We start from the raw sequence: 16,437 nt of genomic DNA on the forward strand, positions 1-16,437 counted from the left end.
GTTTCATACTTGATCGTATAATCTTTTGGTTATGTATTATCTTAAAACAGAGGAGGTGTTTAAGAATGGGAAGAGATCGCCAAGAAAAAAAACTAAAAGCAAGCAGAAGAGTTGAATCTGATCGGGATCAGGCTCTGCATTATCCTGGTTCAACAAAGCTTCAAAGTCCTGAAGAAGCAAGATCATTAAATGATTCTAAATACGATTAAAAAAATTATTCCTTCTGTTAAAAAATAAAGAGCCAAACTCCTCAACTTCAATGTAGCGCAAGCATACTTTGCAGCTGTACATGTTGTTTCTTTGAGGAGTCTGACCCTTTATTGCAGTTCTTTATTATTTAATTGACCGTTGGCTAAATTTAGTTGTATCAATACCCCTTTGCTTTAACCAATGGTCGCATTCCCCTGAAATAATTAATGGTGCTTTTTTTAAATCAGCTATCGTTTTAGCACCTAACGCTGTCATTATTAAAGCAATTTCTTCATGGATCGTTTCAATTTCTTTTATTAGCGCATCTAAGCCCTGCTCCATGAGTATTTTTAAAAAGGTCCCTGCCATCCCCATTGCATCTGCTCCAATTGCCAACCCTTTAACAATGTCCAAGCTATTTTGGATTCCGCCGGAACCAATTACTCTAACATCAGGAAAGTACGCACTGGCCTCGATAATTGAAATGGCTGTAGGTATCCCCCATTGATTAAAAAAGGGAATCGACCTTTCTCTTCGTTTATTTTCAATTCTTGCAAAGTTAGTACCGCCAAAGCCCCCGACATCTACAAGCGAAACTCCGACAGAAGCAAGAGTTGAGACAGTTTCACTGCTCATCCCAAAGCCAACCTCTTTCACAATCACAGGAACGCTTACCTTATTAACAATGGCTTCAATACTTTTTAGTACGCCGGAAAATTCACGATCCCCCTCGGGCATTGTTAATTCTTGAACAACATTTAAGTGAATTTGCAGAGCGTTAGCATCAATCATTTCGATTGCTGTCAAAGCTTGGTCAGGAGTTGCTTCACTTCCCAAGTTTGCAATAACAATTCCCTTGGGATTTTCTTTTCGGACCACCGAATAGGTATATCTTTCACCCGGATCCTTAATTGCTGACATCTGTGATCCCACAGCCATCGCGACACCTGTTAGTTTGGCTGCTGTAGCAAGATCCTTATTAATACGAAAGGTTTTTTCACCGCCGCCTCCGGTCATTGCATTGATAAAAATAGGCGAACTTAAAGAAAGTCCGCCAATTGAATGTTCTAATCGAACGTCATTTAAATCGATATCCGGTAAGCTTTGGTGTATGAAATGAATATCTTCTAGGGCAGTTGAACGTAACTGCCCTGTTTCAAGTGCAAAACGAATATGGTCCCATTTCCGTTCAGATCTAGACACAAAGTATCACCATTATTTTTTCAGATTCTTTAACTTATCTCCAATGACCTCACCAAGCTGGAATCCTTTAGATTCCTCCGGCAGCTCATAATCAAAGTTTTCCTCAAAGTCTTTTTCAAGAAGATCTTTTATACTTAATGAAAGCCGTTGTTCTGCTTCATTAACATCAAGTACCTTTACCTGTACTTCTTGTCCCTCTTTTAATACTTCATGCGGTGTTGCAATGTGTTTATGGGCGATTTGTGAAATATGAACAAGTCCTTCAACTCCAGGAAATACCTCAACAAAAGCACCATAGGAAACCAAGCGTTTTACAACTCCTGTAAAAACGCTTCCCTTTGTTGCTTTTTCTGACAAATCTGTCCATGGACCAGGAAGAGTGTCTTTTATTGATAACGAAATGCGTTCATTATCACGATCAACATTCAAAACCTTAACATTTACTTTTTGTCCCTCCTGCACTACATCAGAAGGCTTAGCAACATGTTGATGAGACATCTGTGAAATATGAACTAAACCGTCAATTCCACCAAGATCAACGAATGCTCCAAAGTCTGTAATTCTTTGAACAGTACCTTCGATTACCTGCCCAATTGCTAGCGAGTCAAGCAGGTTTTTCTTTTGTTTGCCTTTTTCTGCTTCCACTACCGCACGATGCGATAAAATGAGACGATTTTTTTCTTTATCTAATTCAACAATTTTAAAAGCTATTGTTTTCCCTTTATAATCAGAAAAATCTTCAACAAAATGAGTTTCTACAAGTGATGCCGGTACAAATCCCCGAACGCCGAGATCGACGACCAGACCACCTTTTACTATATCCTTTACCTCTGCTTCGAAAATTTCACCGTTTTTGAACGTTTCTTCAAGTTTCTCCCATGCTTTTTCTGCATCCACTTTTCTTTTTGAGAGAATTAAAGCTTCTTCTTCCACTTTTATTACTTCTAGCTCAAGTTCATCCCCTTCAGCAACTGCATCAGATGCTTTTTCGATATGAAGACTAGAGAGCTCACTGATCGGGATAATCCCATCAAGCTTACTCTCTTTGATAGAAACGATCACCTGTTTCTCTTCCACTTTTGTAACTTGTCCAGATACTTTGTCACCTATTTCGAAATTTCTTACATCTACTTGATTCATATCTTCTGACATATGTACTCCTCCTTAATCCATTAACTAAAGAAATATAGCGTCAATCATTCACACTATAGGAAAAACAAGGTTAAAAGCTATTGATGGGTAAAGAAAAAATTGTAATTTATGCACTTATAATCAATCAGAATTTATGTCTATAAATTCTGATTTGCAAAAAAAAATCTCTTTTAAATAACTTCTTATAAATACGCTATTTTGTCAAGCGGAAAACTCTTTATGCTCGTTAATAAGTTTATGGATTTCTGACATTATTAATTCAGTAACTTGCTCTGCAGATGCCTTTGTTTTTCTCAGCTCAACCATATCCATTGGCTTGCCATAAACCATTTTTAATTTGTGGAAGCTTTTATACGGTCCAATAACTGCACAAGGTACGACTGCAGCATCAGATCTAAGCGCAAAGAAACCTGCACCTGCTAATCCTTTCCCAAGTTCGCCTGTTTTGCTTCTAGTTCCTTCTGGAAATAGACCAAGCACATGTCCTTCCTTTAAAACCTTCAAAGCTTTTCGAAGTGCTTCTCGATCGTTCAGCCCTCTTTTAACCGGAAAAGCATTGCACATTTCAACTATTTTTCCTAAAACAGGAATCTTAAACAATTCCTCTTTTGCCATATAATAGACATCTCTTTGGATCATAATTCCCACAACAATCGGGTCTAAGTTGTGAATATGATTTGAACAAAGCAATACGCCCCCTTCTTTAGGGAGATTCTCTAATCCGATTGCTTCAATTCTGTAAAGTGGTTTAAAAATAGATTTTACAACCGACTTTGCAAACGTATAAAACGTCACTCTCTTTCCTTCCTTTCTTGCACTAAAGCCATAATTTCATCAACTACATCCGCAATTCCTAATGATGTGGTATCAATTTCAACAGCATCAACAGCTTTTTGTAATGGGGCAATTTCTCTTTCGGAGTCAATTTTATCTCTTCTAGTTATTTCTTCTGTTAATAAAGCCAGATCAGACGCGAATCCTTTTTCAAGATTTTCAGCATGTCGTCTTAAAGCTCTTTCCTCAACACTGGCACGTAAAAACACTTTAACCTCTGCTTTCGGCAGAACATGGGTACCAATATCACGCCCATCCATCACAACTCCGCCGCCATTCGCGAACTCTTGCTGCCTTTTAACCATTTCTCCCCTAACCTTTTGATGTTTTGATACTATGGATACTGAATTTGTTACGATGCTCGTCCGAATATCACTTGTCACATCTTGTTGATCTAGAAAAACTAATTGTCCATTAGCTGATGGAAGAAGTTTAATATTCGTCTTTAATAAAGTCTGATAGAGTGCTTCCTCGTTTTCAAGATCAATTCCTTCAGATATCGCTTTATAGGTAAATGCCCGATACATTGCACCTGTATCAATGTATATATATGATAATTTTCCAGCAACTATTTTCGCCACTGTACTTTTTCCGGCAGCTGCTGGTCCATCAATTGCGATTGATAATTTTTTGTTCATATTTCCTCCTAAAAGCCTCGTTCTGGTTAGTAAGTATGTACTCTATCTATATATTACCATAAATCCTTTGCTATCTTTTTACTTAAAACATAGCATTAGTTCACTGTCTCATTTATCACTAAAGGTTTCAACGATCTCAATCAATGTGTTTTTGGTAACACCCTCGTATATCGTTATTTGTTTTAGTTGCGGAAATGGATTCAGTTGATGAAAAATAAATTGTGACAAAAGAAGAAATAATAATTGAATGACTGCCATTTTAATTAAAACTCTTTCAATTGTTTTCATTTGATCACTCCACAAACAGGTTAGCCCTATTATTTGAGCGAACAAACCATTTTATTCTAGGTGGGCAGTCCCTTCTTCTTTGCTTCTAATTGCCTTTCAAAGCTAAAGCGTAAAAGCAGTTGTCTTTCTTGATTGGAAACATCTAAAAATTGAATAGATACCTTATTTCGTGTGTCACTAAAGGAGATGATTCGGACAATTCTGCTTTGAAGTTTCATATAATGATAGTCTCCATTTTGCATGATCAAAACCAGCCATGCTACAATCCTCATGCCCGTTTTTATAGTAACTTCTTTTGGGATTAACACTGCTGCTCCCCCTGCACTTAGATCATCGGTAATTGTTGTAATCGGTGCAAATTCAAATTCCAAAGGTTGAATCGCTATGTCAACCGCTGTCTCCACTCGAACATATTGACGTCGCTGAATTTTAATTAAATGGTTATTTCCTGGATATGTAAGAATCAGCATGGGGATATTTTTTTTGATTCTGCCGTTAATTTCCGATTCAAATAAATAAATAGATGAGCCATCATTTCCAACGAAAGTTACCTTGAGCTGTGTCCCATCTAACAAAAAAGCTGCCCTGTTTGTAGTTAAGCTTATCGGATAATCGATATAAAACTCATTATCCCTAATGTCGACAAGCCTGCATCTAAACTTTTCTTCATCTTCTGAAGACTTCAGTTCAAGTGTTAAAACATCACCGATCTGTACCAAGTCAAACACTCCCTTTAACTTCCAACTTGAACTACTATCATTATTACATTTTATAAAAAAAAGGAAAAGCACTTCTTGCTTTTCCTACATTACATCTTGATAAACCTGTTCTGGATTTTTAATTTTTTGGACTTGCTCTTCGCGGCCATTTTCTGCATTAATAAAGATTCGATACGTATCTTCGCCAATTACCCCAAGGAACTCATAACAGGAGACTTCTTCTTTTAAATCGTTTAAAATAACCGCTCTCCGTTCATCCATTACCTTTAAATTTGGACTTAATTTTGTCCTTGCCTGTTCAATTGATATAACTGGGGATGGAATTTTTCTGGTTTGATGTGATTTTAAGTAATCCTCAGCAGAAAAACCAACGATATCTCCATTATCTAATGCTACTTTTATTTTTATTGATTCCGGGTAGATTCTTACATTATTTTGATTTGAAACAAAACTAAAAACACCGATCGTATCGTATTGGGTACTTTCAAACATCTCTAGTCCTTTAAAGCCTGCTCCCTTTAGAAAAGCTGCTGCCTTATTACTAGCATCGTGTAAACTAATTGTTTGTTTGCTTACATCGCGGGAATTGATAAACCAAATTGGATATCCGCCTTTTTTGGTAATATCCATATTGCCTTCCGCATTTGTTTCTGAATTTTTTAGGGAAACACTATAAAATCCAAAATCTGACCCTTTTCCATTTTCCGTAATCTTCGCCTTTATATTTCCACTAAACGCCATGTACCTTTTAGCAATCGCCTCAGCATCTTTCTTTGTAATCGTTTTTCCCTGAAGTTTTTTATAATTTTCATCTTGTTTTTGCATATTTGTAAATGTAGGACCCATAACAGTTTCGTCATAACCTGAAACGGTCTTTTCTACCGTTTTAAAACCATCGATGATCGTGTTATCAGCATTTTCTTTCCCACTGGCAAGAGCCATTTCCACATCCATCCAACGCAGATTGTTTTTTAATACCATGTGTTGAACGTTGCGCAGCTCATTTTGAATATCTCCAGATTGTTTATACAATACCTTGAGTGTATTGTATTCTTGATCGCTTAGCGGGGTCTTATCTAAATCTCGTACTGCTGTTTTATAACTGAAGTTCCCAATTTTCGATAAAAATTCTTCTGTTTTATTAAACGGAAGTAATGTTAATGGTAATTGGCCAACATCACTGTGGGCTTGCGACGTTACTCTCCATACCTCTGTTAATGCTGGGGATAATGACTGCCGCGAATTCATGGCTAATGTTGTTCCGATTTTATCATGCAATAAATCCATTTGGTAGGATAGATCATGAAATGCTCGCTGATAGTTGTTTTCAGCATTTAATAGTACAGCATTCTTATCCCGATGCTCCTGGTAGCCCCAAAATGCCGTCCCCGCTACACCTAGGGTTAGAACAGTAATGACAATTCCTCTAATCATTTCCTTTCACCTCTCACTTGCAGAAAATATGTTTCCCAATTTTTTTAATTTGCGGCCTATTCCAGATCCATCCGCTGGTTGCAGTGGCAGGATTAAAATAATAGATTGCTTCACTAGTTGGATCCCAGCCATTTATTGCATCAAGAACGGCTTTTTTTGATGTTTCATTAGGGGTCAGCCAAATCTGACCGTCTGAAACAGCAGTGAATGCACCAGGTTGAAAAATAACTCCCGAAACTGTGTTAGGAAAGGAAGCACTTTGGACCCTGTTAAGGATGACAGCTGCAACCGCAACCTGCCCAATAAAAGGTTCTCCTCTTGATTCACCATGGACAGCATTTGCCATTAATTGAATATCATTTTGCGAGAATCCATTTGGTGTATTCGCTGCTAATGGTTTATTATTAGCAGCTGATTTTGGACTATCAGTTGAATTATTGGGTGCTGAACCCTGTTTATTTAAAGGGACACCGCCATAATATGTAAAATTTTTACCACTGTTAATTTGACTTTTTACATATTGTTCGTTGTATTGACTTGCTTTTACTAACTTGTCTTTTGTGTCGCCACCTGCTAGACCATCAATAGGCAATCCGTATTCCTGCTGAAAATTTCGTAATGCCCAATAAGTTCCCCAGCCAAAAACCCCATCAATATTCCCGTGAAAATAACCGATATATTGAAGTCTTGCTTGCAATTCAATCACATCGTCACCTACAGCACCACGCTGGACTACTTGACCTGAAAATGCTTGCACACTACCGGAACCCTCTATAAGTGATATCGGCAGGAAACATAGGGAGATTAGGATGAAAGATTTTAATAGCACTTTTTTCTTAATCATGTAAAGATAACCCCCAAATGAAATATACGTTAAGCCTATTTTTTGTTATATTGGAAGTTTTATTCATAAAAAAAGAGAAAGTACCCGTTTTGCGACGTACACTAACATCAAAAATAAAAACCCTTCATTAGGAATGAAGGGTTTTTTGAACAGGATATGGTTTATTAAAATGTTTGGCACTTAAAATTTTAGCCATCTTGACCTTTCTTAAGCCGAGCCACCAGAGAAATACCATGAATGGCAGGATAATGTATACCCAATACTCCTGTGAAATTAAAATATAATCATAAAATCCATGCAAAACAACAGGCAGAATCAGAGCAATGATCACATACTTTGCTTTTAATCCCTCTGTAAATTTTGCTTTTCCTAAATAAAAGCCCATGATTACTCCAAACAAGGCATGGCTTGAAACAGGGAGCAGTGCTCTGGAAATAGCGTGTTCGATTCCATTGCTTACTAAGTAAAAAATGTTTTCTGTGGTTGCAAAACCTAGTGAAACGGAGGCTCCATAGACAATCCCATCAAACGGTTCGTCAAACTCCACATTTTTGTAAATAATATAATAAAGAATGAACCATTTAAAAAATTCTTCAAACATCCCTGAAGATAAAAACGCATCAACAAATTCAGATTTAATCAAGTTTTCCACATTAAGTACATGCTGAACAAACATGATCGGGAATACCAACAGAGCCCCATAGATAAACGTTCTCAATACGTAGGGAATAGGCTCGGCCTCATACTCATCCTTCAAATAAAAAAAACTTAGTAATGCCAAGCCGGGGGCAATTCCAGCGGATAGGATTCCCAACATGAATGATCCTCTTTTCCATCCATTTTCTTAATCGTAACATGGAATCATGTTAATTAAAATTAAAATATTTTTTCCAGACAGCAGCTTTTAAAGAATTTGCATTCTCTTTTTTTCTAAAATAGCGTTAGCGATTAGCTCACCATGAAATCTTCCATTTTCTATAAAAATTTCATTTGCATTATTTCCAGCAGCAATAACCCCGGCAATAAAAATACCTTCTACATTCGTTTCCATCGTTTCCTCGTTATAAAAAGGCCGACCTGTTTCATCATCAATTTGGATTCCCATCGTCTTTAAGAATTGATGTTCAGGATGATAACCTGTCATGGCAAAAACAAAATCATTTTTAATCCTTTTTTGCACTCCATCTTTAATATATTCAACAGCGTCCTCCGTAAATTCCTTAACATTTGCTTCAAATTCCATGAAAATAATTCCTTTTCTTACTAAAGAATCAAATTCGGGTAGAATCCATGGCTTAATACTCTCGGAATAGTTGCTGCCACGATATAATACTGTTACCCTTGCCCCAGCTTTAACTAATTCAATTGCTGCATCCACACTGGAATTTTTTCCGCCGATGACACAAACATCTTTATCAAAATAAGGATGGGCTTCCTTAAAATAATGGTAAACCTTCGGTAAGTTCTCACCAGGAACATCCATGTAATTAGGATTATCATAATAGCCAGTCGCAATAATCACATTTGATGCAGTATACTGACCCTTATCAGTTACAACTTTAAACTCGCTGTCAAGCTTCTGTACCTGCTGAACCTTTTCATAAGCATTTATTCGAAGATCTTCCCGCTTTGCTACTTCGCGATAATAAACCAGGGCCTGATTTCTTTTTGGTTTATAGTTTTCAGTTACAAATGGAATATCCCCAATTTCTAATTTTTCACTTGTACTAAAGAAGGTTTGATGGGTTGGATATTTATAAATGGCATTAACAACATTTCCCTTCTCAATAATAAGCGGGTTTTTCCCAATTCTTTTTATCGCAATGGCAGCAGCGAGCCCACATGGCCCGGCACCTACAATAATTACATCTTCCTTTTGCATTCTTAACACTCCTTAACAAGACAATATATGTACATATCAAATAATAAGTATTAGGCTAAATAAAAAAACCTCCTACCATTTTTTAATGATAGGAGATTTTTGATTCAGTTTCAACGTTAAGGCTTAAATCCAACCTCTAAAGCGGCTTGCCTCAGCCATTTTTCTTACCCCGACCATATATGCAGCAAGGCGCATATCAACCTTGCGTGATTGTGCAGTATTATAAATACTATTAAAAGATTTTACCATAACCTTTTCTAACTTTTCTTCCACTTCTTCTTCTGACCAATAATACCCTTGATTGTTTTGTACCCACTCGAAATAGGATACTGTTACGCCTCCTGCTGAAGCTAACACATCAGGAACAAGCAGAACTCCCCGATTAGTTAGGATTTCAGTTGCCTCAAGTGTTGTTGGACCATTTGCTGCCTCAACAACAATGCCGGCTCGGATTTTGTGGGCGTTTTCTTCTGTTATTTGGTTTTCAATTGCGGCTGGAACTAAAATATCACAATCAAGTTCAAGCAGCTCTTTGTTCGTAATTGTATTAGTAAACAATTTTGTTACCGTACCAAAGCTATCTCGACGATCGAGAAGGTAGTCAATATCCAACCCTTTTTCATCATACAGTGCACCATAGGCATCAGATATTCCAACCACTTTCGCTCCGCCATCATGCATAAATTTTGATAAATAGCTGCCTGCATTACCAAAGCCCTGAACGATAACTCTTGCCCCTTCTAGCTGGATTCCTCTTTTTTTGGCGGCTTCCCGGATACAAATGGTTACGCCTTTCGCAGTTGCCGATTCACGGCCGTGCGAGCCTCCAAGGACAAGCGGTTTGCCTGTAATAAATCCTGGTGAATTAAATTCATCAATTCGGCTATATTCATCCATCATCCAAGCCATTATTTGCGAATTGGTAAATACATCTGGTGCTGGGATATCTTTAGTTGGGCCAACAATTTGACTAATTGCACGGACATAGCCGCGGCTTAGCCTTTCCAGCTCTCGAAAAGACATATCACGTGGGTCACATACAATTCCACCTTTACCTCCTCCATATGGAAGGTCAACAATACCGCATTTCAAGCTCATCCAGATGGAAAGTGCCTTTACCTCTGTTTCAGTGACATCCGGATGAAACCGAATTCCACCCTTTGTAGGTCCGACAGCATCATTGTGCTGGGCACGGTAGCCTGTAAAAATCTTAATCGAACCATCATCCATTCTGACAGGAATTTTGACAGTCAATAAGCGTAAGGGCTCTTTTAAAAGCTCGTAGACTTCTTCCGGATAACCAAGTTTCTGTAAGGCTCTATGAACAACAGTCTGTGTGGATGCCAACACATCGTGTTTGCTTTCATGTATCATCTTTTCATTACTATTCTCGGCTGACATATGTAATCCTCCCTAAAGAAATCACTCGCGAATGTTGTCCGCTTTCAGACACAAGTATACACGTTTGAATGATATATGCAAGATGAAACTGAGAGATTTCACTTAAATCAATTCAGTAAATGTAAACGTTGCCATTGTTATCACAAGAGGAATTACTAATTATTCATAAAACGTTTGAAACATCATAGAAAAGGTAGAGCGGTGGACACCAAATCTTATTTAAAAAAATGAGATATCGTATCCACCGCTTTATTTTCGATAATTTTATTACCGTATTCCTCCAAGTAATGCGGGCTAATAATAGAAATATTTCCATATTCCGACAATATAGAAATGATTTTATTTAACTCAACAGGAGCAAAATTTTCCATTAACAAGTAGTAGCGGTTATTTAGTGCATATAAACTTCCACCAAAAATCCCCATTTGTGAAAATCGTTTTGAAAGCTCAATTACTTCTTCAATACTTTCAAATTCGTACAGAATGAATGCAGAACCTTCCACCTTGACCTTCATTTCAAGAAATCCGTCGTGTAATCTCTCTTCTCCGTCTCCAACCTCTTCGACCGTAATAATCATAATCATCCCTTGGGATTGAATTGCAAAAATTTCAATTGCAATAGCCCCCTGAAAATCAAAGTCAAATTCCTCACTAGCCTCTTTTAACATATCGTGAAAAAGCTGATCCCATTTTATTGAATCTTTCCAGATATCTTCTTTAGATAGCCCTCTGTCAAACAAGTCATCAGAGGTTAGAAAGATTTTAATTTTATTAGCTGTTAAGCGTTCAAAACGCATTCTGTTTGCCCCCTGCCATGACATCACTGTTAAATTTAGTTTATGTCACAACAGTTTGTTGGTGAATTGTCTATATCAGGCATTTCTTTTTTTCATGACATCTTCATTACTCAACCGTTCCTAAAAAGTGAAGAAAAGCAGTTTAGACAGGCGTTTCAGCTTTTCTTATTGTAAGTAAATGGCATTCTGCAGGCGCTCCCAGCCGCAGTGGAATGGTAGTTGTTCCATACCCATTACTAATTAACAGGGTTGTTTTATTATACTTTTTTATTTTTCCACGTTCATATAGACCAAAACCAAAAACACGGATCTGTCCCCCATGGGTATGGCCACTTAATACTAAACTAATTCCATATTCTGGAATAATGTTTTCCATAATTTTCGGATAGTGGCATGCTAAAATTTTAAAGCTGTTCTTTTCTGCATCCATCAGGGCGAGATCAATGCGGTCCCTGTTCTGACTTAAATCATCAACCCCCAGCAAACTTAATTTATCACCATCTTCAGACTCAAATACGACTGCCGTGTTGTCCAGAATCTTTATGCCATTTTCAAACAAAATCACATCCAACTCATGAAAATCAACTTCATAATCATTGTTACCCCATACAAAATACGCTGGTCCAAGGCTTCTTAACCTTCCTATGTTTTCCTTAACTCTATCCATTGGAACACCTTTTTCCGTTAAGTCACCGCCAATTACGACCATATCCACCTGGTCTTTCACTTCGGAAATGATCTTTTCAGAAACGATTCTTCGGTGAATATCGGATATAAAGAATATCGATACTTTTCCAAACGAAGCTGGAAAATCTGTAAACCGCAATTCCTGTTTTACTACTTTATTCAAAAAAGCTTGCCTAACCATCCAAAATAATAAAATAAAGCATGCGCAAAGTATGATAGCCAAAATAAAACCCATTTCAGTAAACTCCTTTTCAATTGTAGAAAGATATTATCATATAATCATTATTTACAAAAAGAAAATAACCTTCCCATATTAGTGTATGAGAAGGTTTTTCTCTTTTTACCCTATTGAAAACAATTAATCTTCCCGAACGCTTAAGATTCGAAAACCATGTTCCTCAAGCTTCTTCGTGAAACGATCTATATTGTTTTTCTTTTCAATCTTCATGACAATCCTTCTAACAAGTTTATCAGTCTCATCAAAAGTAACAAGAGAGATGATATGTTCTTGAAACTGGTGAGCAATTTCCGAGAGACGAGCAAGACGGCCTTCTGTTTCTACTGAGGTTAATGCAATTCGTATTCCTGGCCGATTTACACCAAATGCACTTTGAAATTGCTCTAAAACATCAGAACGCGTCATAATTCCAAGGATTCTACGATTATTGTCACAAACAGCTAATACAGGAGCATCTCTTAATTCAAGCAGTGTTTTCTCAAAGGCCGCTACCCCAACTAAAAAAACTTCTTGGTGTGTCGCAATATCTTGTACGTATGTAGAATCTAAAAATTCATCTTTTTGTTTACTCGAAAGTAAATAGCTTTCATAGATATGATATTTTGTTACGATCCCTTCATAGCGATCACCATCTATAATAGGCATTCCATGTATTTGATGGTTTTCCAATTTTTGTAATGCCGATCTTAATGTTTCATTATGCTGAGCCGTAATACAACGATGTTTTGGGATCATGATACTTTTAACAAACATTTTTATCACCTCAATGTACAAAATATGTCACATTTGCCTACACTTTATACTTCCACAAATTAGAGGAAATCCCCTTCATTGATTCTATATTTCTGTCATGTTCAGAAATATATTTCATAATATTAAATGATGTTAAATAAGGAGGGCTTCTATGAATACTCATCATAAATCGTATCATCCTTTTGCCAGTTCTTTCGACCCTTGTGTTCCTATAAAGGTTAAAACCTATTCGACACCTCCCCATCTTTATATGGGATACCAGCCGCAAAATCTCCCGCAATTTACACCTGCAGAGGCTCTTAGAGCCGGAACGATTTGGAAGCCATTTTATGACCCATATTATAATCCTTTCGAACGGTCAAAGGGGGATAGTCAACCATGAGCCAAATCCCTGCTGAATATTATCAAATGATGGAACAGTTGCAAGCAGTTGATTTTGTGTTAGTGGAACTTACTTTATATTTAGATACACACCCAACGGATATGGAAGCTATTAGCCAATTTAACCAATTTGCAAAAGAAAGAAAACAAGTAAAGAAAGCATTTGAAAAGCAATTCGGTCCCCTATTGCAGTATGGGAACAGCTACTCAGGGTACCCATGGAATTGGGCAGACTCTCCATGGCCTTGGCAGGTATAGAAAAAGGAGGGAGACACGATCATGTGGATATATGAAAAAAAGCTCCAACATCCCGTTCGAGTTAGTACCTGTAATCCTACTTTGGCAAAATACTTAATAGAACAATACGGAGGCGCTGATGGAGAACTTGCTGCAGCACTGCGATATTTAAATCAAAGATACACGATTCCCGATAAGGTGATTGGATTACTAACCGACATCGGGACGGAAGAATTCGCCCATCTTGAAATGATCGCGACAATGGTTTACAAATTAACGAAAGATGCCACCCCAGAGCAGCTAAAAGCGGCCGGACTCGGAGATCATTATGCTGTTCATGACAATGCCATATTTTATCACAATGCCTCTGGTGTACCATGGACAGCAGCATATATTCAGGCTAAGGGAGATCCGATTGCGGATTTATATGAAGATATTGCTGCAGAAGAAAAAGCAAGGGCTACTTATCAATGGCTCATTAATCTAAGTGATGACCCTGACCTAAATGATGGACTGCGGTTTTTACGTGAGCGTGAGATTATTCATGCCCAGCGGTTCCGTGAGGCAGTTGAAATCTTAAAAGAAGAGCAAGATCAAAAAAAAGTTTTTTAAGAAAAGAAGCAGTTTTATTGACTGCTTCTTACTTTTTTTCATGATACAGATTAATATCATAATTACTTTTCATCATTTCAAAGATTAGATGACGGTTTTTCCATGCTTCTTCCTTTTTCCAGAGATCTTTACTGCGATCAACAATTTCACATCTTAGTTCATGAAATTCCTTTTCTGATTTTTCTTTTTTTTCTTTAAGTAAATTCATATACCCATACATTCCTACTGCTGCGATAAGAAAAGTTAAATTATTGGAATCCTTAACGAAGGCTGAAAACATTGCCGAGAAAGAGTAAGAATAGTTCCTAGCTATCGTGAAATAAAGATAAAGAAAGAAAAGTGAAACAAGAAATAGTGTGATCCAAATTGCTATTGTATGGCGCCGTTTATAAAGATCAAATTTCTTTTTTCGCTTCACTACGTTTTCAAGAATTTGCTTTGTTGCCGGATCGGTATTCTCATCAAGTAAAAGTATTGACGATTCCATACTTAGTCCCTCCATTTCCTTTCTATTTCTATGACCTTGTCCAGAAAAATATGATGAGAAAAGCGAAAGTGCCCGTTTAGCGACGTATGGACTGGAGCACACTGACTGAGATAAAGGAAACACGAAGAGCGTTAGCGATTCGATGTTGACTTATTGTAGGGAGGTGGGCGAAGTACACTAGTCGCTGGGCGCTGTAGCTAGACATAGATTAACTTCATTCAATGTTATCAACAGGTTATTATTTTATAGTTTCCTAGACGAAAAAACCGATCATTGTTTGATCGGTTACTTGTTCAAAGGTATTTTTAAAACTTGTCCAGTTGAAATGCTGTTCGTTTGCAAATGATTTGCTGCCTTTATTGTTTCGACCCCTGTTTTTGAATGATAATAGTTCATTGCGATATGATAAAGCGTCTCATGCGGTTGAACTGTATGATAAACTATTTTTTTAGTCTCTACTTGGCTAGGCACAGTGTTTGACTGATCTTGTACCGTATTTGATTGATTTATTGAAGGATCAGCTTGAATGTTTGTACTTGTATCTGATTCCTTCCCAATTGCTGCTTGACTATTACTTTGTGGAGATGATGGTGGGACACTGACTTGTCCATTATTATTTTCACTATCTATAGTCTGTTGGCTAGTAGTAGAATTATTTGAACTATTCTCTGTACTTTTTTCCTTTTGCAGTTTAGGGTTACTTACTTCCTTATTACTATTTTCAGTAGAGTAATTTGTTTGTTCACTTTTGGACTTTTCAAAGTTAATCGTTTCATATCCTTTAGAAGATACTGATGCTTTTTCTGTTCCAATGTGTTTACTCCCTATATAGGAGTAGATACTAAAAATGGTAATCGGTAAAAGAATGAAAAACAATACCAATAAGCGAAGAAGCGGAAATTTCAGCCTCCATTTCGTTTTCTTTTTCTTATTTCGGTGTAATTGACCCCGTGGCGGTAGATTATTTTTAGTTTCTTCAAGACTCGATTCATTATATTTTTCAATTTTTTTCCTTAATTTCTCTGCTTGATCTCGATATGGTTCTTCTTTACTCATGGAATGACCCTTCCTGTTCATTAACTTTGTTTATATTCTTCCATCTAATCTGGATCCCTGATAAAAAATCAATGACAAAATGCATTACAATCGTAACCGCTAGGTTATTCGTCCAAGCGAATATAAAACCAATTAGAAAACTTAGTAAAATGATGTTTAAAAATAGAAACCAATTAAAAAGGTAGCGATAATGGACAGCAGCAAATAGTAAACAGGCCCAAATCAGCCCTATTTTTGTTTGAATAATGCCCCGAAAAAGCATTTCTTCACTAAATGCCACAAAAATCGTAATCCAAAATATCTGAACAAAGTTTTGATTACGAAATATCCTTTCATTTAAGCCGCCATCATCATAATAAGTGCTTGGAAGCCATTTGGTAAACAGAAAATCAATTAGGACAACTAGTAATCCTGCTGTCAGACCAATTGTAAGAATATCCAAGTCAAACAAATTTATTTGCTGCCAAAACGAGTGCTCATCAAATAAAAAAATGCTTAAAACTAGCGAAAGGGCTATTAAAATAATTTGGGTTGTATAAAGGTGCCGGATTAATTCTTTATCTGTTAACTCGTTGATAATTTCACTATATTTATTCTTCAAATTT

Annotated in this window: 21 protein-coding genes; 4 read left to right on the forward strand and 17 right to left on the reverse strand. The window is 36.9% G+C overall.

The window, feature by feature from the left end; all coding sequences use genetic code 11:
* Positions 1-65 precede the first annotated feature (65 nt).
* Entirely contained in the window at positions 66-209 is a 144-nt protein-coding gene (locus tag JN080_RS01575) for a YpzI family protein (RefSeq protein WP_256234120.1), read from the forward strand.
* Between the two features lie 124 nt (positions 210-333).
* On the opposite strand, the gene fni is transcribed toward JN080_RS01575, so the two are convergent.
* The 14 genes from fni to JN080_RS01645 form a co-directional block, all read right to left on the reverse strand.
* Entirely contained in the window at positions 334-1,392 is a 1,059-nt protein-coding gene (gene fni, locus JN080_RS01580; RefSeq protein ID WP_256234121.1) for a type 2 isopentenyl-diphosphate Delta-isomerase, read from the reverse strand.
* Between the two features lie 12 nt (positions 1,393-1,404).
* Positions 1,405-2,544: a 30S ribosomal protein S1 gene (rpsA, locus tag JN080_RS01585; RefSeq protein ID WP_256234122.1), complete on the reverse strand. Its 1,140-nt coding sequence runs from the start codon at positions 2,542-2,544 to the stop codon at positions 1,405-1,407.
* Between the two features lie 201 nt (positions 2,545-2,745).
* A complete protein-coding gene (locus JN080_RS01590; protein ID WP_256234123.1) occupies positions 2,746-3,339 on the reverse strand; it encodes a lysophospholipid acyltransferase family protein in 594 nt (197 codons plus the stop codon).
* On the reverse strand, positions 3,336-4,016 hold the full coding sequence (gene cmk, locus JN080_RS01595) for a (d)CMP kinase (protein WP_256234124.1): 681 nt from the start codon (positions 4,014-4,016) through the stop codon (positions 3,336-3,338). Before cmk ends, JN080_RS01590 begins: the two co-directional genes overlap by 4 nt.
* A gap of 108 nt (positions 4,017-4,124) precedes the next feature.
* Positions 4,125-4,304, reverse strand: coding sequence for a DUF5359 family protein (locus tag JN080_RS01600; RefSeq protein WP_256234125.1), 180 nt, complete (start codon positions 4,302-4,304; stop codon positions 4,125-4,127).
* 56 nt (positions 4,305-4,360) lie between these two features.
* On the reverse strand, positions 4,361-5,032 hold the full coding sequence (locus JN080_RS01605) for a flagellar brake protein (RefSeq protein ID WP_309144644.1): 672 nt from the start codon (positions 5,030-5,032) through the stop codon (positions 4,361-4,363).
* A 75-nt stretch (positions 5,033-5,107) separates the two neighbouring features.
* Positions 5,108-6,457: a germination protein YpeB gene (gene ypeB / locus JN080_RS01610; RefSeq protein WP_256234127.1), complete on the reverse strand. Its 1,350-nt coding sequence runs from the start codon at positions 6,455-6,457 to the stop codon at positions 5,108-5,110.
* Between the two features lie 13 nt (positions 6,458-6,470).
* Positions 6,471-7,301: a spore cortex-lytic enzyme gene (gene sleB / locus JN080_RS01615; RefSeq protein WP_256234128.1), complete on the reverse strand. Its 831-nt coding sequence runs from the start codon at positions 7,299-7,301 to the stop codon at positions 6,471-6,473.
* A gap of 127 nt (positions 7,302-7,428) precedes the next feature.
* Entirely contained in the window at positions 7,429-8,118 is a 690-nt protein-coding gene (gene prsW / locus JN080_RS01620) for a glutamic-type intramembrane protease PrsW (RefSeq protein ID WP_256234129.1), read from the reverse strand.
* An 87-nt stretch (positions 8,119-8,205) separates the two neighbouring features.
* The gene (locus JN080_RS01625) at positions 8,206-9,183 is read right to left on the reverse strand and encodes a YpdA family putative bacillithiol disulfide reductase (protein ID WP_256234130.1); all 978 of its coding nucleotides are present in this window, start codon (positions 9,181-9,183) and stop codon (positions 8,206-8,208) included.
* Positions 9,184-9,306: 123 nt separating this feature from the next.
* A complete protein-coding gene (locus JN080_RS01630) occupies positions 9,307-10,557 on the reverse strand; it encodes a Glu/Leu/Phe/Val family dehydrogenase (protein WP_375141573.1) in 1,251 nt (416 codons plus the stop codon).
* 242 nt (positions 10,558-10,799) lie between these two features.
* A complete protein-coding gene (locus JN080_RS01635; protein WP_256234132.1) occupies positions 10,800-11,381 on the reverse strand; it encodes a genetic competence negative regulator in 582 nt (193 codons plus the stop codon).
* A gap of 142 nt (positions 11,382-11,523) precedes the next feature.
* Positions 11,524-12,303, reverse strand: coding sequence for a metallophosphoesterase (locus tag JN080_RS01640; RefSeq protein WP_256234133.1), 780 nt, complete (start codon positions 12,301-12,303; stop codon positions 11,524-11,526).
* Between the two features lie 123 nt (positions 12,304-12,426).
* Entirely contained in the window at positions 12,427-13,059 is a 633-nt protein-coding gene (locus tag JN080_RS01645) for a CBS domain-containing protein (RefSeq protein ID WP_256234134.1), read from the reverse strand.
* 151 nt (positions 13,060-13,210) lie between these two features.
* On the opposite strand from JN080_RS01645, the gene JN080_RS01650 reads away from it, so the two are divergent.
* Genes JN080_RS01650 through JN080_RS01660 form a run of 3 tightly spaced genes read left to right on the forward strand, consistent with a single transcriptional unit; the run spans position 13,211 to position 14,289 of the window.
* The gene (locus JN080_RS01650) at positions 13,211-13,441 is read left to right on the forward strand and encodes a spore coat associated protein CotJA (RefSeq protein ID WP_256234135.1); all 231 of its coding nucleotides are present in this window, start codon (positions 13,211-13,213) and stop codon (positions 13,439-13,441) included.
* Complete coding sequence (locus JN080_RS01655) at positions 13,438-13,698, forward strand: spore coat protein CotJB (protein WP_256234136.1); 261 nt, start codon at positions 13,438-13,440, stop codon at positions 13,696-13,698. The genes JN080_RS01650 and JN080_RS01655 overlap by 4 nt, the downstream gene beginning before the upstream one ends.
* 21 nt (positions 13,699-13,719) lie before the next feature.
* Complete coding sequence (locus tag JN080_RS01660; protein WP_256234137.1) at positions 13,720-14,289, forward strand: manganese catalase family protein; 570 nt, start codon at positions 13,720-13,722, stop codon at positions 14,287-14,289.
* Positions 14,290-14,317: 28 nt separating this feature from the next.
* On the opposite strand, the gene JN080_RS01665 is transcribed toward JN080_RS01660, so the two are convergent.
* The 3 genes from JN080_RS01665 to JN080_RS01675 all read right to left on the reverse strand — a co-directional run bounded on the left by JN080_RS01665 (position 14,318) and on the right by JN080_RS01675 (position 16,433).
* The gene (locus JN080_RS01665; RefSeq protein ID WP_256234138.1) at positions 14,318-14,776 is read right to left on the reverse strand and encodes a YpbF family protein; all 459 of its coding nucleotides are present in this window, start codon (positions 14,774-14,776) and stop codon (positions 14,318-14,320) included.
* A 285-nt stretch (positions 14,777-15,061) separates the two neighbouring features.
* Complete coding sequence (locus JN080_RS01670; RefSeq protein ID WP_256234139.1) at positions 15,062-15,832, reverse strand: LysM peptidoglycan-binding domain-containing protein; 771 nt, start codon at positions 15,830-15,832, stop codon at positions 15,062-15,064.
* Positions 15,825-16,433 (reverse strand): CPBP family intramembrane glutamic endopeptidase, encoded by a 609-nt coding sequence (locus tag JN080_RS01675; RefSeq protein ID WP_256234140.1) that lies wholly within the window; start codon positions 16,431-16,433, stop codon positions 15,825-15,827. The genes JN080_RS01670 and JN080_RS01675 overlap by 8 nt, the downstream gene beginning before the upstream one ends.
* Positions 16,434-16,437: the final 4 nt, after the last annotated feature.

The organism is Bacillus sp. EB600 (assembly GCF_024494385.1).
In the GTDB taxonomy this organism is placed as follows: Bacteria; Bacillota; Bacilli; order Bacillales; family Cytobacillaceae; genus JAEVLT01.